At 71.5% G+C, this 15,953-nt stretch carries 16 protein-coding genes; 4 read left to right on the forward strand and 12 right to left on the reverse strand.

All coding sequences use genetic code 11. From position 1 onward, the window contains the following. Positions 1–31: 31 nt before the first annotated feature. A complete protein-coding gene (locus G9Q37_RS12175; RefSeq protein WP_240936381.1) occupies positions 32–502 on the reverse strand; it encodes a hypothetical protein in 471 nt (156 codons plus the stop codon). A gap of 7 nt (positions 503–509) precedes the next feature. Continuing rightward, positions 510–2,117, reverse strand: coding sequence for an ABC transporter permease (locus G9Q37_RS12180; protein WP_166227448.1), 1,608 nt, complete (start codon positions 2,115–2,117; stop codon positions 510–512). Between the two features lie 86 nt (positions 2,118–2,203). Between G9Q37_RS12180 and G9Q37_RS12185 the strand changes: the two genes are divergently transcribed. Then, positions 2,204–3,328: an ABC transporter ATP-binding protein gene (locus tag G9Q37_RS12185; RefSeq protein ID WP_166227449.1), complete on the forward strand. Its 1,125-nt coding sequence runs from the start codon at positions 2,204–2,206 to the stop codon at positions 3,326–3,328. Here G9Q37_RS12185 and G9Q37_RS12190 read toward each other — a convergent pair. The 3 genes from G9Q37_RS12190 to G9Q37_RS12200 all read right to left on the reverse strand — a co-directional run bounded on the left by G9Q37_RS12190 (position 3,316) and on the right by G9Q37_RS12200 (position 5,562). Further along, positions 3,316–4,584 (reverse strand): PepSY-associated TM helix domain-containing protein, encoded by a 1,269-nt coding sequence (locus G9Q37_RS12190; protein WP_166227450.1) that lies wholly within the window; start codon positions 4,582–4,584, stop codon positions 3,316–3,318. The genes G9Q37_RS12185 and G9Q37_RS12190 overlap by 13 nt on opposite strands. A 22-nt stretch (positions 4,585–4,606) precedes the next feature. Beyond that, entirely contained in the window at positions 4,607–5,095 is a 489-nt protein-coding gene (locus G9Q37_RS12195) for a copper chaperone PCu(A)C (RefSeq protein ID WP_166227451.1), read from the reverse strand. A 65-nt stretch (positions 5,096–5,160) separates the two neighbouring features. Then, entirely contained in the window at positions 5,161–5,562 is a 402-nt protein-coding gene (locus tag G9Q37_RS12200; RefSeq protein ID WP_166227452.1) for a DUF2946 family protein, read from the reverse strand. A gap of 112 nt (positions 5,563–5,674) precedes the next feature. On the opposite strand from G9Q37_RS12200, the gene G9Q37_RS12205 reads away from it, so the two are divergent. Beyond that, the gene (locus tag G9Q37_RS12205) at positions 5,675–6,319 is read left to right on the forward strand and encodes a glutathione S-transferase (RefSeq protein WP_166227453.1); all 645 of its coding nucleotides are present in this window, start codon (positions 5,675–5,677) and stop codon (positions 6,317–6,319) included. Between the two features lie 57 nt (positions 6,320–6,376). Here G9Q37_RS12205 and G9Q37_RS12210 read toward each other — a convergent pair whose 3' ends face one another. Then, positions 6,377–8,509, reverse strand: a complete 2,133-nt coding sequence (locus tag G9Q37_RS12210) for a PQQ-dependent dehydrogenase, methanol/ethanol family (RefSeq protein ID WP_166227454.1) — start codon at positions 8,507–8,509, stop codon at positions 6,377–6,379. Positions 8,510–8,681: 172 nt separating this feature from the next. Between G9Q37_RS12210 and G9Q37_RS12215 the strand changes: the two genes are divergently transcribed. Beyond that, the gene (locus G9Q37_RS12215; protein WP_166227455.1) at positions 8,682–9,872 is read left to right on the forward strand and encodes a helix-turn-helix domain-containing protein; all 1,191 of its coding nucleotides are present in this window, start codon (positions 8,682–8,684) and stop codon (positions 9,870–9,872) included. Here the strand turns inward: G9Q37_RS12215 and G9Q37_RS12220 are convergent. Genes G9Q37_RS12220 through G9Q37_RS12245 form a run of 6 tightly spaced genes read right to left on the reverse strand, consistent with a single transcriptional unit; the run spans position 9,869 to position 14,386 of the window. After that, entirely contained in the window at positions 9,869–10,615 is a 747-nt protein-coding gene (locus tag G9Q37_RS12220; RefSeq protein ID WP_166227456.1) for a lysophospholipid acyltransferase family protein, read from the reverse strand. The two genes, G9Q37_RS12215 and G9Q37_RS12220, sit on opposite strands and share 4 nt — an antisense overlap. Then, the gene (locus G9Q37_RS12225) at positions 10,612–11,919 is read right to left on the reverse strand and encodes a dihydroorotase (RefSeq protein ID WP_166227457.1); all 1,308 of its coding nucleotides are present in this window, start codon (positions 11,917–11,919) and stop codon (positions 10,612–10,614) included. The genes G9Q37_RS12220 and G9Q37_RS12225 overlap by 4 nt, the downstream gene beginning before the upstream one ends. After that, positions 11,916–12,878 (reverse strand): aspartate carbamoyltransferase catalytic subunit, encoded by a 963-nt coding sequence (locus G9Q37_RS12230; protein ID WP_166227458.1) that lies wholly within the window; start codon positions 12,876–12,878, stop codon positions 11,916–11,918. The genes G9Q37_RS12225 and G9Q37_RS12230 overlap by 4 nt, the downstream gene beginning before the upstream one ends. Continuing rightward, positions 12,875–13,390 carry a bifunctional pyr operon transcriptional regulator/uracil phosphoribosyltransferase PyrR gene (pyrR, locus tag G9Q37_RS12235; protein ID WP_166227459.1) on the reverse strand — a complete coding sequence of 172 codons (516 nt, stop codon included), beginning with the start codon at positions 13,388–13,390 and terminating at the stop codon, positions 12,875–12,877. Before pyrR ends, G9Q37_RS12230 begins: the two co-directional genes overlap by 4 nt. After that, complete coding sequence (gene ruvX, locus G9Q37_RS12240) at positions 13,387–13,812, reverse strand: Holliday junction resolvase RuvX (protein ID WP_166227460.1); 426 nt, start codon at positions 13,810–13,812, stop codon at positions 13,387–13,389. The genes pyrR and ruvX overlap by 4 nt, the downstream gene beginning before the upstream one ends. Further along, on the reverse strand, positions 13,796–14,386 hold the full coding sequence (locus G9Q37_RS12245) for a YqgE/AlgH family protein (RefSeq protein WP_166227461.1): 591 nt from the start codon (positions 14,384–14,386) through the stop codon (positions 13,796–13,798). The genes ruvX and G9Q37_RS12245 overlap by 17 nt, the downstream gene beginning before the upstream one ends. A gap of 15 nt (positions 14,387–14,401) precedes the next feature. Here G9Q37_RS12245 and G9Q37_RS12250 point away from each other — a divergent pair, with 15 nt between their 5' ends. After that, positions 14,402–15,883, forward strand: a complete 1,482-nt coding sequence (locus G9Q37_RS12250) for a cryptochrome/photolyase family protein (protein WP_166227462.1) — start codon at positions 14,402–14,404, stop codon at positions 15,881–15,883. Positions 15,884–15,953: the final 70 nt, after the last annotated feature.

Below are 15,953 nucleotides of genomic sequence, written 5' to 3' on the forward strand. Positions count from 1 at the left end.
GGCGATGGTAAGGGCGGCGCGACCGGGGGCCTCAGAGCTGCTGCTGCCCCTCGGTCAGGGTGTCGAGCTGGAAGCGGCCGCTCTGGTCCCAGAGCCAGGTGTCGATGTAGCTCGTGCGGCCCGGCGGCGCGGGAAACGGGGCAGCGTCGCGCACCAGGCGCTCGATCTGCGCCACCACCTCGGGCGCGTGGCTGGGCGCTCGCAGCCAGCGCAGCGAGCCCACGCGGCCGTTGCCCTCGATCACGGTCTCGAGCACGCCGATGGCGTAGAGCATGGGTGGCAGCCGGCCCGGGTAGATGCGGTCCGCATAGCGGCGATACAGGTGGCCCGCGGCGGCGCGCTTGTAGGCCGGATCGGCCGCGGGCGCCTGGCGGCTCGACACGCCCGAGGGCGTGGACGAGCAGCCGGCCACCAGCGCGGCGCCGGTGGCGGCGGCGACCGCGAGCCATTCGCGCCGGCGCACCGGCGAGGGCATGGCCAGGGGGGACGGCAGGGTCTTCATGGGCGCCTCACTTCTGCCGCAGCGTGCGGCTCAACAGGATCACCGGGATCATGCCCACCAGCACGAGCGTGAGCGCGGGCAGCGCGGCCTCGCCCAGGCGCTCGTCGCGCGCGAGGTTGTAGGTGATCACGGCCAGGGTGTCGCTGTTGAAGGGCCGCAGCACCAGCGTGGCGGGCAGCTCCTTCATCACGTCCACGAACACCAGCAGCGCGGCCGCCACGGTGGCGCGGCGCAGCAGCGGCCAGTGCACGCGCGCGGCCAGCGCCACGCCCGTGGTGCCCAGCATGCGCGCCGAATCGTCCAGGCTCGCGGGCATGCGCGCATAACCGGCCTGCACCGATTGCAGCGCCACCGCGGTGAACCGCACCAGGTAGGCCCACACGATGCCCAGCGCCGTGGCCGTGACCCAGTAGCCCACACCGGCCTCGGGCCAGCGCTCCTGCACCCAGCCCACGGGCAGCAGCAGGCCCACCACCACCACCGCGCCCGGCACCGCGTAGCCCAGGCTCGCGAGCTGCGCCACGCCGCGCGTGAGCGGCACGGGCCGCACGCGCACCGCGAAGGCCAGCGTCAGCGCGATGGCCGTGGTGAGCAGGGCCGACAGGCCAGCGAGCCAGATGCTGTTGCGCGACCACTGCACGAACTGGTCCCAGGGCAGCACGTCCCAGCCGCCCAGCAGCGGGCGCAGCATGAACAGCACCGGCAGCACGAAGCCGAAGACGATGGGCGCGGCACACACCGCCACCGCGAGCGCGGCACGCGCGCCGCGCAGCCGCACCGGCTGCGCCTCGGCGCTGCCCGCGCGCTGGCCACGCAGCGTGGCAAAGCGCATGCGCTGCTGCGCGCGGTGCTCCACCCACAGCAGCGCCGCCACGGTGAGCAGCAGCAGCGTGGCCAGCTGCGCCGCGGCCAGGCGGTTGTCCATCACCAGCCAGGCCTTGTAGACGCCTGCAGTGAAGGTCTGGATGCCGAAGTAGCTCGCCACGCCGAAATCGGCCAGGGTTTCCATGAGCGCGAGCGCCACGCCCGCGGCCACGGCCGGCCGCGCGAGCGGCAGCGCCACGCTGCGGATGCGCCGCGCCAGCGGCGCGCCGAGCAGGCGCGCAGCCTCCATGAGCTGGGCCGCGCGCTCGGAAAGCGCGGTGCGCACCAGCAGGTACACGTAGGGATAGAGCGTGAAGGTGAACACCCAGACCGCGCCGGGCGTGCTGCGCACCTCGGGCAGCACGCGCCCGCGCAGCGCGAAGGCCTCGCGCAGCCAGGTCTGCAGCGGACCGCTGAACTGCAGGAAGTCGGTGTACGCATAGGCCACCACGTAGGCCGGCATGGCCAGCGGCAGCAGCAGCGCCCATTCGAAGGCGCGGCGGCCCGGAAACTGGAACAGCGTGACCGCGCTCGCGGTGAGCACGCCCACCACCGCCACCCCGATGGCCACGCTCACGCACAGCACGAGCGAGGTCAGCGCGTATTCGGGCAGCACGGTCTGCGCCATCTGCGCGAGCACGTCCTGCGCCGCGGCGTCGAAGCCGAACCAGGACGCGCCCAGCGCCAGCACGGGCAGCACCAGCACCGCGGCCAGCAAGATCAACAGCACCTGAGCAAGCCAGCGCGGCATGGGATTGGGCGATCGTTGTTGTGGTGTTGGCCCGGCAGTGTCCCGACCAACGCAAATGAGAATTGTAGATATCTACAATGGTCCCCATGTTCTTGCAGGTCTCGCAACTCGACGTCCGTTACGCGGGCGCCCCCCAGCCCGCCGTCGACGGGGTGAGCTTCGGCCTGGCCGCCGGCGAGATCGGCGTGCTCATCGGGCCTTCGGGCTGCGGCAAGACCACGCTGTTGCGCGCGGTCGCGGGCCTGGAGCGCGCCCAGGGCGGGCAGATCGTGCTCGGCGGCGAAACCGTGAGCAGCCCGGGCGCGCACGTGCCGGCCGAACGGCGGCGCATCGGCATGGTGTTCCAGGACTACGCCCTCTTCCCGCACCTCGACGTGGCGGCCAACGTGGGCTTCGGCATCCACCGCCTGCCGCGCGCCGAGCGCGAATCGCGCGTGACCGAGGTGCTGCGCCTGGTGGGCCTGGACGGCCTGCGCGCGCGCTTTCCGCACGAGCTCTCGGGTGGCCAGCAGCAGCGCGTGGCGCTGGCGCGCGCGCTGGCGCCGCAGCCGCGCCTGCTGCTGCTCGACGAGCCCTTCTCCAACCTCGACGTGGACCTGCGCGAGCGGCTTGCGCACGAGGTGCGCGGCATCCTCAAGGCGGCCAACGCCACCGCCCTCTTCGTCACGCACGACCAGCTCGAGGCCTTCGCCATCGGCGACCGCATTGGCGTGATGCACAACGGCCACCTGCACCAGTGGGACGAGGCCTACGCGCTCTACCACCGCCCGGCCACGCGCTTCGTGGCGGAGTTCATCGGCCACGGCGTGTTCGCGCCCGCGCAAATCCTGCAGCACGGCGCCGAGGTGTCGGTGCAGACGCCGCTGGGCCCGCTGCAGGACATGGAGGAATGCCCGCTGCCCACGGCCTACGAGGCCGGCCTGTGCGACGTGCTGCTGCGCGCCGACGACATCGTGCACGACGACAACGCGCCGGTGAAGGCGCAGATCGTGCGCAAGGCCTTCCGCGGCTCGGAATTCCTCTACACGCTGCGCCTGGCCAGCGGCGAAACGCTCATGACGCACGTGCCCTCGCACCACAACCACGCGGTGGGCGAGTGGATCGGCATCCGCGCCGAGGTCGACCACGTGGTGACCTTCGAGCGCGGCGGCACGGCCTCGTCGCCCCCGGCACCGGGGGTGCCGATGGCGCGCGCCGATCACGCGGCCTGAGCGGCCCGCGCGCTCGCCACGCGACCCGGGCGGCGCAGCCACCACATCACCGCGCCCGCCACGCACAGCAGCACCACGGCCAGGCAGGCGAGCAGGTTGAGGAGCGCGTTCCACCAGCCCAGGTCGCCCTGGTGCAGCGCGATCGCCACCGCCATGGTCCTGGCCAGGCCGTTGTAGTCGGCAAAGCCCACGTCGGCCAGCACGCGGCCGCTGTAGCGGTCCACGTGCACCGTGCGGTCGCCCGTGGGGCGCTGCAGGTCGCCGCTCATGGTGTCGGCCGAGATCGTGAACACGCCCTGCTCGCCCTGCGGCAGCGCGATCTGGTGCTGGCCGCGAAAGCCCAGGGTTTGCGCGAGCGCGGCCACGCTGTCCAGGTTCACGGGCACGCTCGCGGGCACACCGGCCGCGCCGGCCATCGAACCCGATGCCGGCAGGGCCGTTTGCGCCAGGCCCCAGGGCACTTCCTGCAGACCTGCGGTGTTGAGCGCTGCGTGCGTCTGCGTGGAGCGGGGCACGGCGTCCCATTTTTCGGCCGGGAAGCTGCCCCAGGCCTGCAGCCATTTCGCGCCGGTCACGCCGGTCCAGGTCAGGCCGGTGAGCAGGAAGGCGATCAGCATGATCGCGGTCCAGCTGCCCAGCGCGCCGTGCAGCGATCGCCACCAGCCGCGGCCGCGCGCGCGCGGCGCGGTGCGAAAGCGCGAGGCCCAGCCCTGCGCGCCGCGCGGCCACCACAGCACCGCGCCGGTCACGAGCATCACCAGCGAGGCCCAGGCCGCGATCTCCATCAGGCGGTCGCCGAGGTCGCCGATCAGCAGCGTGCCGTGGATGCGTTCGGCCCAGGCAAAGGGCGTGTCGGCCTTGTCGACCCAGCGCAGCACCTCGTTGCGGTAGGGGTCGACCGCGAGCGCGAGCGTGCGCTCGCCATGCTGCACCACGAACCAGGCCGCGCGGTCGGGCGCTCGTGGCGCGGTGTAGCCGATCAGCCGGCCGTCGGGCACCACGGCGAGCGCAGCCAGCGCCTGCTCGCTCACGGCGTGTGCCTGGGGCAGCGGCTGCACCACGGGGTTGGGGCCCAGGCGGGTCTGGAAGCCGGTGAAGAAGACCATCACCGCCCCGGTGATGGCCAGGGTCAGCAGAAAGGGCAGCACGAACAGGCCGGCGTACGCGTGCCAGCGCCAGGCGATGGCGTGCGCGTTCAGGCGTGCTCGTTCGCGGGCGCGCAGCGGCGCGCCCGTCGCGTCGGACGGGATCGACATAGAGGGACCTCGCTCGCGGCGCTCAGTGCTTGTGGGCGCCGTGGCCAGCCGCGCCTGCGGCCGGTGCGGGGGGCGTGACGGCCATGGCGCGTGCCGTGGCCTTCACTTCTTGCGTGAGGCGCTTGCCGTCGGCGCCTTCGAACACCAGCGTGAGCGGCAGGCTGTCACCGGCCTTCACGGGCGCCTTGAGGTCCATGAGCATCACGTGGTAGCCGCCGGGCTTGAGCTCCACCGTCTGGCCCGCGGGCAGCGGCAGCGCGCTCACGGCGCGCATGCGCATCACGTCGCCGTCGAGCTTCATCTCGTGCACCTCGACGATGCCGGCGACCGGCGAGCGCACCTCGACCAGGCGCGTGGCCGCGGGCGCGGTGAGTTTCATGAAGGCACCGGTGGCGGACTGGTTGGCCACGGTGGCGCGGGCCCAGGCGTCTTGCACCTGGACGGGTTGGGAGGACTGGGCCCAGGCGGTGGTGGCGAGGGCGAACGAGCAGGCGATGAAGAGGTGTTTCATGGTCATCTGGAACGGCAAAGGAAGACGCGGCACGGGCCCTTGGGCCGGTACCGGGCGAAGAGCCTTCAGATGACCGCGGGCGGCGCGCGCGCGGGCGCGTGGGCGCTGGGCGCGGCCGCGATGCCGCGCTGGGCCCGGGCCAGCGGCAGCGGGTGGGGCGCGGCCTCGGGCAGGGCCAGCGCGGGGGCCGGCGGCAGGTCGGCGGCACCGGCCGCCACCACGCCCCAGGGACAGGTGATCGCGGCCTCGGCCGGGTGGTCGCCGGCCTCGTCGGCGGCGGCCTGCGGGCCGGTGTCGGCGCGCACCCAGGTGATGCCGCTGGCGCTGCAGATCTGCACCCAGTGGCCGGCGCCGCCGCCGCGCGCCTGCAGCGCGGCCTGCGACAGCGTGGGCGCGAGCGCACCGAAGCAGACCGCCAGCAGGGCGATCCAGGCGGTGGTCTTGCGCAGCCAGCGTTGCAGGGACATGGGGCCCGATTCTACGGGCCGACCCTGGCGCGTCCGGTGCGCGACCGGCGCGCCCGGGGCCGGTGGTTAGCATGCGCGGGCCCATTCCCGGCCTTCCACAGGAGACAAAACCATGCTCACCCTCTGCGGCTTCTCGGCCAGCAACTACTACAACAAGGTCAAGCTCGCGCTGCTCGAAAAAGGCGTGTCCTTCACCGAAGAGCTGGCCTGGGTCGGCGAGACCGACAAGGCCTGCAGCCCGCTGGGCAAGGTGCCCTACCTCAAGACCGAGCAGGGCGCGCTGTCGGAGTCCACGGTGATCCTCGAGTACCTCGAAGACGCCTACCCGCACCCGCCGCTGATGCCCGCCGAGCCCTTCGCCGCGGCCAAGGTGCGCGAGCTCGTGCGCTACATGGAGCTGCACCTGGAGCTGGTGGCGCGCAACCTCTACCCCGAGGCCTTCTTCGGCGGCAAGGTGAGCGACAGCGCCAAGGAAAAGATCGGCCCGCAGCTCGAGAAGAACATCGCGGCCTTCGCGCAGCTGACCACCTTCTCGCCCTTCATCGCGGGCGAGGCCTTCACCATCGCCGACTGCGCGGCCGTGGTGCACCTGCCGCTGGTGAGCAGCGCCACCAAAATCGTCTACGGCCGCGACTTCCTGGCCGACTTGCCGGTGCGCGACTACCTCAAGCGCATGGGCGAGCGCCCCACGGTGCAGAAGATCAACGCCGACCGCAAGACCAACACCGAGCTCATGCTCTCGCGCGCCAAAAAATAAGCCCCGGCACGCGGCCGGGGCGCTTCGCGGGCCCCGGCATGGCGCCGGGGCGTGGCCTCACTTCTTGGGCCGGATTGCGTCGGCCGTGCCCTGGATGAAGGCCTTGATCTTCTCCACGTCGTCGGCGCTGAGCTTGCCCGTGAAGTCGGGCATGCCGCGCGCCACCGCCGGGCCCTTGAACACGAACTTGTCGAGGTTCTCGATGAAGGCCGCGTCCATGTAGCCGAGGTTGGGGATGTTGCCGCCGCGGTCCACGCCGGGCACGCCGTGGCAGAACACGCAGTTGCTCACGTAGAGCGCCGTGCCCTCGGGCACGTGCTGCGGGTTGTATTTCACGCCTTCCACCAGCTTGCTCATCTGGTACGCCACGAAGGCCGGCGCCGGCGCCTTGCCGCCCACCGCGAAGGTGTAGACCGTGCCCGGGCCCTGGCGGTCGGTGGCGCGCGAGGCCAGGCCGTACACACCGCCCCAGCCCACGGCGATCGACACGTACTGCTTGCCGTCGACCATGTAGGTGGTGGGCGCGGCGATCACGCCGGTGCCCGTGGGCGTTTCCCAGAGCTTCTCGCCGCTGGTGGCGTTGTAGGCGATGAAGCGCCCGTCGGCCGTGCCCTGGAACACCAGGTTGCCCGCGGTGGTGAGCGTGCCGCCGTTCCAGGGCGACACGTGTTCCACCGCCCACTTCGCCTGCTGCTTCACCGGGTCCCAGGCCAGCAGGCGGCCGAAGGGCTTGCTGGTGGGCGGCTCGACGTTGGCGAACATGGCGAGGTTCCAGCCCATGTTGCTGTGCGGCTCACCGGGGCGCACGCCGTTGAACGACCAGTCCTTGTTGTCCACGAGCGAGATCGGCACGCCCTGCACCGGCATGTAGACCAGGCCGGTCTTGGGGTTGTAGGACATCGAGTGCCAGTTGCGTGCGCCGTAGGCGCTGGGGATCACCTCGCGCGGGCGGTCGCCCTTGCGCGCGATCTCGGTCTCGATCGGCCGGCCGCTCTTGTCGTAGCCCGTGGCCCAGTTCACGTCGACGAAGTTCTTGGCCGAGATGAACCGGCCGTTGGTGCGGTCGATGATGAAGAAGAAGCCGTTCTTGGGCGCGTGCATCACCACCTTGCGCTTCTTGCCGTCGAGCACCAGGTCGGCCAGGATCATGGGCTGCGTGGAGGTGAAGTCCCAGTTGTCGCCGGGCGTCTCCTGGTAGTGCCACACGTACTTGCCGGTGTCGGGGTTGAGCGCGACGATGGACGCAAGGTACAGGTTGTCGCCGCCCGCGGGGCTGCGCTTCTTGTGCGCCCAGGGCGAGCCGTTGCCGGTGCCGATGTAGAGCAGGTTGAGCTCGGGGTCGAAGGCCATGGCGTCCCAGGCCGTGCCGCCGCCGCCCGCCTCCCACCACTTGCCCGCGGGGTCCCAGGTCTTGGCCGCCTTGGCCATGGACTCGTCCTCGAAGGGCTTGCTCGGGTCGCCGGGCACCGTGAACCAGCGCCACTTCTGCTCACCGGTCTTGGCGTCGTAGGCCGTGACATAGCCGCGCACGCCGTACTCGGCGCCGCCGTTGCCGATGATGACCTTGCCCTTGACCACGCGCGGCGCACCCGTGATGGTGTAGCTGAAGCGGCGGTCGATGATGGTGTCCTTCTCCCACAGGCGCTGGCCGGTGGCGGCGTCGAGCGCCACCAGGCGGCCGTCGTAAGCGGCCACGTAGACCTTGCCTTCGTAGAGCGCCACGCCGCGGTTGACCACGTCGCAGCAGCCCTTGAAGCCGGCCTCGCGCGGCACCTGCGGGTCGTAGGTCCAGATGCGCTGGCCGGTGCGCACGTCGATCGCGTGCACCACGCTCCACGAGGCGGTGACGTACATGATGCCGTCCACCACCAGCGGCGTGGACTCGACGCCGCGCTTGGACTCGAGGTTGTAGGACCAGACCAGGCCCAGGTCTTTCACGTTGCCGGTGTTGATCTGGTCGAGCCTGGAATGCCGGGTCTCGGCGTAGTCGAGGCCGTGCGTGGGCCAGTCGTTTGTGGTGCGCGCGTTGCTGGCGATGAAGCCGCCGTTGACCTTCTGCGTGGCCGCACTGATGTGTGCGGCCGAGCCTTTGGGTGTGGCGGACTGGGCCTGCGCCGCCAGCGGCACGGCGAGCGCCGCGGCCAGCAGCCATGCGAGGCCGCGGCCGGTTCTTCGGGGTGGGGTTGTCATGTTTGTCTCCTCGGTGTGACCAGATTCGCATGTTCCGCAGCGTGCGCTGCAACATCACCCTCGGGATTTCCCGCAGGTGTTCTGTTCCACGATGGAACACGGCGCAGGGATTTCCCGCAATCCCCCGGGGCCCGGCGCCGCCATACTGGCCCGGTCAGCCACCGCCGCGACCATGACGCCGCCCAGCCGCCCCCTGTTCTTCCAGACCGCCGAGCAGCGCACCGCGCTCGCGCGCCAGCGCTTTTTCGAAGAAGGCGAGCGCCCCACGGGCCTCGTCAACGAGGCGGTCATCCAGTCGTGGATGCGCTGCACCGCGGCGCGCCGCAACGCGCAGGACCCGATCGGCTTCGACCCGGTGACGCGCAGCCGCATGCACGCGAGCCTGATGCGCAACCGCCAGCTGCTGCAGGCCGGCAACGAGGAACTGCAACAGCTCGCCACCGCCCTCAGCGGCACCAACTGCCGTGTGCTGCTCACCGACGCGCAGGGCGTGGTGATCCACGCCAGCGCGCCCCTGGGCTCGGTGGCGCAGCCGCTGATGCAGGTGGCCAGCCGCGTGGGCGTGAACCTGGCCGAAAGCGAGATCGGCACCACCGCGCCGGGCATCGTGGCGCGCGCGGCCATCGCCTGCACCGTCAACGGCGCCGAGCACTACCACGCCATGCTGCAGCACCTGCACTGCGCGGCCGCGCCGATCCGCGACGTGCACGGCTGCCTGGCTGGCGTGCTCGACGTGTCCATCGAAGGCGCACCCTTCGGTTTCGACGCCGCCGCGCTCGTGGGCCTTTACGCGAGCACCATCGAGAACCGCCTGCTGCGCATGCAGTCGCCCGCGCACCTGGTGCTGCAGTTCCAGGCCAACCCCAAGGTGCTCGATACGCCGCTCGAAGGCCTGGCGGGCGTGGACATCGCAGGCCGGCTGGCCTGGCTCAACCCGGTGGCCCGGCGCCTCACGGGCGCCGATGCCGCGCTGCTGCCCGAAGCGGCCGAGGTGTTCGGCGTGCCGCTGGACACGCTGCTCGCCCTGCACCGCGAAAGCGTGCCGCGCGCGCTGCGCCTGCCCAACGGCCTCACGGTGTGGGTGCGCGCGCACCTGGGCCAGGGCGACGGGGTGGACTTCAACCGCGCGGTGGCCGCCGCACAACCGGCCGAAGCCGCGCCCGCCCCTGCCGCGCCGGTGGATGCACCGCCCGCGGCCGCCACGCTCGACAACCACCGCGACCGCGTGATCGCCGAGACCGTGGCCGCCTGCGGCGGCAACATCGCGCGCGCGGCGCGCCAGCTCGGGGTGTCGCGCGGCTTGTTGTACCGGCGCTTGCGCGCACACGCCGCCGGCAGCGCGCCGCCCCCCGCAGACGTTTAACCGGGCTGGCGTTCGAGCAGCTGCTGCACCGCCTCGTGCAGCTTTGCCGCCCAGTCGCGGCGGTCAAGACCGTGGGCGCGTTGCGGCGTGCCGAAGCACACCACCGCGCGCACCGAGTCCGAGCGCAGCGTGCGCCACACCGAGGCCACCAGGGTGTCGTCGCCGATGTAGACCGGCCCGGGGTGGCGCTGGCCGGTGCCTCGATCGACGTAGCGCAGCGCCATGGGCAGCGCCGGCGCGCTGGCCGAGATCGCGGCCTGCAGCAGGTTGGCGTGGAAGGGCAGCAGCGTCTGGCCGTCGCCCGTGGTGCCTTCGGGGAACACGGTGATCACGTCGCCCGCGCCGAGCCGCTCGGCCATGCGGTGCACCACGCGCATGGCGTCGCGCCGGCTCGCGCGTTCGATGTAGAGCGTGCCCGCGCCGGTGATGAGCGCGCCCAGCAGCGGCCAGCCCTGCACGTCGGCCTTGGAGACGAAGCGGCTCGGGTGCGCCGCGTTCATCACCAGGATGTCGAGCCACGAGATGTGGTTGCACACCTGCAGCAGCGGGCCGTGCGCGGGCACCTCGCCCTCCACGACGAGCTCGATGCCCATGATGGCCAGCATGCGGCGCGACCACTCGCGCACCACGAGCTGGCTCTGGCTGTGACTGAGGCGGCCGAATTCGGTGCGGATGATCCAAAGGCCGCGCACCACGTGGGCCAGGGCGCGGGCGATGCGGCCGAGGGCGCGCAGCGAGCTCACGGAGCGGTGCTACCGAACGCCACCTGGCCGCCGACCAGCGTGGCGCGCACCGACACCGGCAGCTCGTGGCCCTCGAAGGGCGTGTGCTTGCCCTGGCTGCGCAGCGCCGCGGGCGTCACGGTCCAGGGCGCGTCGGGGTGGAACACCACCACGTCGGCCGCGCCGCCCACCGCGAGCTGGCCCACGCTGGCCTGCAGCGTGCCCAGGCTCGCGCCGAGCACGCGCTGCGGGCCCTGCGTGAGCACGGTCAGCGCCTGCATGAGGCCCAGGCCTTCCTGCTGCGCCCAGGTGCAGGCCAGGCCCAGCAGCAGCTCCACCGCGGTGGCGCCGGGCTCGGCCTCGGCGAACGGCAGGGTCTTGGCGTCGCTGTCGATGGGGTTGTGGTCGGACACCAGCGCGTCGATGGTGCCGTCGGCCAGCGCGGCGCGCAATGCGTCGCGGTCGCGCTGCTGGCGCAGCGGCGGCTGCACGCGGAAGCGGCTGTCGTAGAAGCCGATGTCCACGTCGGTGAGGTGCAGGTTGTGCACGCTCACGTCGCAGGTCACGGGCAGGCCTTCGGCCTTGGCCGCGCGCACCAGGGCCACGCCGGCCGCGCTGCTCAGGCGGCACAGGTGCACGTGCACGCCGCCCTTGATGCCGCGCATGAGCTCGAACAGCGTGTGCAGCGCGATGGTTTCGGCCGCCGCGGGCACGCCCGAGAGGCCCAGGCGCGTGGCCAGCGGGCCGCTCGCGGCCACGCCCTTGCCCAGCCACAGGTCTTGCGGGCGCAGCCACACGGTGTAGCCGAAGGTGGCCGCGTACTGCAGCGCGCGCAGCAGCACCTGGGTGTTCTGAATGGGCACCTCGGCCTGGCCGAAGCCCACGCAGCCGGCCTCGGTGAGCTCGGCCATCTCGGTGAGCACCTCGCCCTGCAGGCCGCGCGTGAGCGCGCCCAGCGGGAACACGCGCGAGCGGTGCAGCTTCTCGGCGCGGAACTTGAGCATGTCCACCAGGCCCGGCTCGTCGAGCACGGGCTCGGTGTCGGGCGGCGTGACCAGCGCGGTGACGCCGCCGGCCACGGCGGCGGCGGTTTCGCTCTCCAGCATGCCCGCGTGTTCCTGGCCGGGCTCTTTCAGGCGCACGCCCAGGTCGACCAGGCCCGGCGCCACGATGCAGCCGCTGGCGTCGATCGTGCGCGTGGGATGGAAGTCGGCCGCGACCTGGCCGATGGCGATGATGCGACCGGCCGCGATCGCCACGTCGGCCATCTCGTCACGGCCGCTGGCCGGGTCGATCACGCGGCCGTTCTGGATCAGGATCTTCATGCTTCATTCCCCGCGACGATACCCATGACCGCCATGCGCACCGCAATGCCGAAAGTGACCTGGGGCAGGATCACGCTCTGCGGGCCGTCGACCACGGCGGAGTCGATCTCGACGCCGCGGTTGATCGGGCCCGGGTGCATCACGATGGCGTCGGGCTTGGCCCACTTCAGGCGCTCGGGCGTGAGACCGAAGCTCTTGAAGTACTCCTGGCTCGAAGGCAGCAGCGCGCCGCTCATGCGCTCGTTCTGCAAGCGCAGGGTGATCACCACGTCGCAGCCCCTGATGCCCTCTTCGAGCGTGTGGCACACGCGCACGCCCATGTGGGACAGGTCGCCGGGCACCAGGGTGCGCGGGCCCACCACGCGCACGTCGGGGCAGCCCAGCGTGGTGAGCGCGTGGATGTCGGAGCGCGCCACGCGCGAGTGCAGCACGTCGCCCACGATCGCCACCGAGAGCTGGGTGAAGTCCTTCTTGTAGTGGCGGATGGTGTACATGTCGAGCAGGCCCTGCGTGGGGTGCGCATGGCGCCCGTCGCCCGCGTTGACCACGTGCACGTGCGGGGCCACGTGCTGCGCGATCAGGTAGGGCGCGCCCGACTCGCTGTGGCGCACGACGAAGATGTCGGCGGCCATGGCGCTCAGGTTGGCGATGGTGTCGAGCAGCGACTCGCCCTTGGCGGTGGAGCTGCGTGCGATGTCGAGGTTGATGACGTCGGCGCTCAGGCGCGTGGCCGCGATCTCGAAGGTGGTGCGCGTGCGCGTGCTGTTCTCGAAGAACAGGTTGAACACGCTCTTGCCGCGCAGCAGCGGCACCTTTTTGACCTCGCGGTTGCTCACGCTGGTGAAGCCGGCCGCGGTGTCGAGGATGTGCGTGAGGATGTCGCGCGACAGGCCCTCGGTGGAGAGCAGGTGGATCAGCTCGCCGTTCTTGTTGAGCTGGGGGTTGCGTCGGGTGGTCATGAGGTCCGGTCCTCCAGCAGGAAGCTCAGCCGCCCGCCCTCGCCTTGCGCGAGCTCGAGCGAGGCGCCCGCGGGCACGGTCACGCGCGCGACGCACAGGTCGGCGGCGATGGGCAGTTCGCGTCCGCCGCGGTCGGCCAGCACCGCGAGCGCCACGCGCGCGGGGCGGCCGTGGTCGTAGAGCTCGTTGAGCACGGCGCGCACGGTGCGGCCGGTGTAGAGCACGTCGTCGACCAGCAGCACGCTGGCGCCATTGACGTCGAAGGGGATGTGCGTCTGCACGCTGCGCGCGAGGCCGCGCTGCGCAAAGTCGTCGCGGTGCATGGAAGACGAGATCACCGCCACCGCGCCGGGGCGGCCCAGGTCGGCGTGCAGCCGTGCGGCGATCCAGGCGCCGCCGCTGGCGATGCCCACGAGCTGCAGCCCGGGTTCGGCCTGCACACGCTCGCGCACCTGGCGCAGCAATTCGGTGTAGAGCGCCTCGGCGTCGGGCGGGGCGGCGGTCTGGGTCAAGGCAGGCTCCTCAGAAACTGTTCCAGGATGATGCAGGCGGCTTCGGCGTCGGCGTCTTTGGCGCCGCGCGCGTGCGCTTCGGTGGTGCTGTAGCGCTCGTCGACCTCGAACACCGGCAGGCGGTGGCGCCCGCGCAGGCGGCGCGCGAACTTCTGCGCCATGGCGGTGTTGGCGTGCGGCGCGCCGTCGGGGTGGAAGGGCACGCCCACCACCAGCGCGTCGGGCTGCCATTCGTGGATGCGCGCGGCCGCGTGTTCGAGCCGCGCATCGCCCTGGGCCACGATGGTGGCCTGCGGCGTGGCGCTGCGCGTGAGGCGGTTGCCGCTGGCCACGCCGGTGCGCTGGGTGCCGACGTCGAAGGCCAGGAAGGTCTGGGCCGTGGTGGTCGCCGCGCTGGCCGCGGCGTCAGGCGTGGCCGGCATCGGGCGAGAGCCTCCAGGCTTGGTGCAGGCCGAGCAGCGCGAGCGCGCGCTCGTAGCGCTCGGCCACCGGCACGTCGAAGATCAGGTCGACGTCGGCCGGCACGGTGAGCCAGCTGTTCTCGGCAATCTCCGATTCGAGCTGGCCCTGCCCCCACGAGGCATAACCCAGCGAAACGAACACGCGGCGCGGGCCCGCGCCCGAGGACATGGCCTCGAGCACGTCCTTGGAGGTGGTCATCTCCAGCCCGCCGGGAATGGTGAGGGTGGACGCGTAGACCGTGTCCTCGGGGCCGCTCACGGCCTCGTGCAGCACGAAACCGCGCTCGGTCTGCACCGGACCGCCCTGGAACACGGGCAGGTCCATGAGGTCTTCGCGGTTGAGTTTGAGGTCGACCTTCTCGAACAGGCGCGGCAGCAGGATGTCGCTGGGCTTGTTGATCACCAGGCCGAGGGCGCCGCGCTCGCTGTGCTCGCACATGAACACCACGCTGCGCCCGAAAAGCTCATCGTTCAAGCCGGGCATCGCGATCAGGAAATGGTGGGTCAGGTTGATCGGAGCAGAATCGGCGGCCATAAAGGCGATTTTAGGATGAGCGAATTCGACAGCGGTTTGATGTGGTTCCGTCGCGACCTGCGGTCAAGCGACAACGCGGCCCTGCACCACGCCCTGCGCCGCTGCCGGCGTGTGTGGTGCGTGTTCGTGTTCGACCGCGACATCCTCGATCCACTGCCGCGCGCCGACCGCCGGGTGGAGTTCATCCGCGAATCGCTGGTGGGGCTGGACGCTTCGCTGCGTGCCCTGGGCGCCGCCCACGGCCACGCCGACACCGGCCTGATCGTGCTGCACGCGCCCGCCACCCGGGCCATCCCCGAACTCGCACAGCGCCTGCAGGTGCAGGCGGTGTTCACCAACCACGACGACGAGCCCGCGGCGCTGGCGCGCGACGCGCGCGTGTTCGGCGAGCTCGCGCACCAGGGCGTGATCCTGCGCAGCTTCAAGGACCACGTGGTGTTCGAGCGCCGCGAGGTGCTGACCCAGGCCGGCCAGGCCTTCGGCGTCTTCACGCCTTATAAGAACGCCTGGCTCAAGGCGCTCACGCCCTTCTACCTCAAGGCCTACCCGATCGAGCGCCACGCAGGCGCGCTAGCGCCGCTGCCCGAGGCACTGAACCGCCCGGTGCCCACGCTGGCCGACATCGGCTTCGAGCCCACCAACCTGTCCAGACTGCCCATGCCCACGGGCGAGGCCGGCGCGCAGGCGCTGTTCGACGATTTCCTGCAGCGCATCGACGGCTACACCGAGGCCCGCAACTACCCGGCCATCAAGGGCCCGAGCTACCTCAGCGTGCACCTGCGCTTCGGCACGGTGTCGGTGCGCGCGCTGGCCTCGGCCGCGCACCTGCTGCACCAGCAGGGCAATGCCGGGGCCACGAGCTGGCTGTCGGAGCTGGTCTGGCGCGACTTCTACCACCAGATCCTGGCCAACTTCCCGCACGTGGTCGAGCGCAGCTTCAAGTCCGAGTACGACGCGGTGCGCTTCGAGCACGGCAAGGCCGCACAGGCGAAGTTCCAGGCCTGGTGCGAGGGCCGCACCGGCTACCCGCTGGTGGACGCGGCGATGGCGCAGATCAACCAGACCGGCTACATGCACAACCGGCTGCGCATGGTGGTGGCGAGCTTCCTCGTGAAAGACCTCGGCATCCACTGGCAATGGGGCGAGCGCTACTTCGCCGAGAAGCTGATCGACTTCGACCTCGCGGCCAACAACGGCGGCTGGCAGTGGGCCGCGTCCACCGGCTGCGACGCGCAGCCCTGGTTCCGCATCTTCAACCCGGTGACGCAGAGCGAGAAGTTCGACCCGCAGGGCCGCTTCATCCGCCGCTACCTGCCGCAACTCGCGGGCCTGCCCGACGCCGCCATCCACGCGCCCTGGACGGCCAACGCGGTGGAGCTCGCGGCCGCGGGCATCACGCTGGGCGAGACCTACCCGCTGCCCATCGTGGATCACGCGGCGGCGCGCGAAAAAACGCTGGAGCGCTACGCGGTCGTGAAAAAGCAGAACCCGGCCTGAGCATGCGCCCCCACGCTCCGCACTGCGTGTCGTCGCTGCCCCCCGAGGGGGCGAGGCCTTGCTTGGGGCG

The sequence above is a fragment of the Hydrogenophaga crocea genome, from assembly GCF_011388215.1.
Taxonomy (GTDB): domain Bacteria; phylum Pseudomonadota; class Gammaproteobacteria; order Burkholderiales; family Burkholderiaceae_C; genus Hydrogenophaga; species Hydrogenophaga crocea.

What these genes read in the sequence shown, in the direction of transcription:
- G9Q37_RS12175 (WP_240936381.1), bottom strand. Translation starts at nt 502, where the DNA reads ATGAAGACCCTGCCGTCCCCCCTGGCCATGCCCTCGCCGGTGCGCCGG.
- G9Q37_RS12250 (WP_166227462.1), top strand. Translation starts at nt 14,402, where the DNA reads ATGAGCGAATTCGACAGCGGTTTGATGTGGTTCCGTCGCGACCTGCGG.
- G9Q37_RS12210 (WP_166227454.1), bottom strand. Translation starts at nt 8,509, where the DNA reads ATGACAACCCCACCCCGAAGAACCGGCCGCGGCCTCGCATGGCTGCTG.
- G9Q37_RS12215 (WP_166227455.1), top strand. Translation starts at nt 8,682, where the DNA reads ATGACGCCGCCCAGCCGCCCCCTGTTCTTCCAGACCGCCGAGCAGCGC.
- G9Q37_RS12230 (WP_166227458.1), bottom strand. Translation starts at nt 12,878, where the DNA reads ATGACCACCCGACGCAACCCCCAGCTCAACAAGAACGGCGAGCTGATC.
- G9Q37_RS12180 (WP_166227448.1), bottom strand. Translation starts at nt 2,117, where the DNA reads ATGCCGCGCTGGCTTGCTCAGGTGCTGTTGATCTTGCTGGCCGCGGTG.
- G9Q37_RS12205 (WP_166227453.1), top strand. Translation starts at nt 5,675, where the DNA reads ATGCTCACCCTCTGCGGCTTCTCGGCCAGCAACTACTACAACAAGGTC.
- G9Q37_RS12225 (WP_166227457.1), bottom strand. Translation starts at nt 11,919, where the DNA reads ATGAAGATCCTGATCCAGAACGGCCGCGTGATCGACCCGGCCAGCGGC.
- G9Q37_RS12195 (WP_166227451.1), bottom strand. Translation starts at nt 5,095, where the DNA reads ATGAAACACCTCTTCATCGCCTGCTCGTTCGCCCTCGCCACCACCGCC.
- G9Q37_RS12200 (WP_166227452.1), bottom strand. Translation starts at nt 5,562, where the DNA reads ATGTCCCTGCAACGCTGGCTGCGCAAGACCACCGCCTGGATCGCCCTG.
- G9Q37_RS12245 (WP_166227461.1), bottom strand. Translation starts at nt 14,386, where the DNA reads ATGGCCGCCGATTCTGCTCCGATCAACCTGACCCACCATTTCCTGATC.
- G9Q37_RS12190 (WP_166227450.1), bottom strand. Translation starts at nt 4,584, where the DNA reads ATGTCGATCCCGTCCGACGCGACGGGCGCGCCGCTGCGCGCCCGCGAA.
- ruvX (WP_166227460.1), bottom strand. Translation starts at nt 13,812, where the DNA reads ATGCCGGCCACGCCTGACGCCGCGGCCAGCGCGGCGACCACCACGGCC.
- G9Q37_RS12185 (WP_166227449.1), top strand. Translation starts at nt 2,204, where the DNA reads ATGTTCTTGCAGGTCTCGCAACTCGACGTCCGTTACGCGGGCGCCCCC.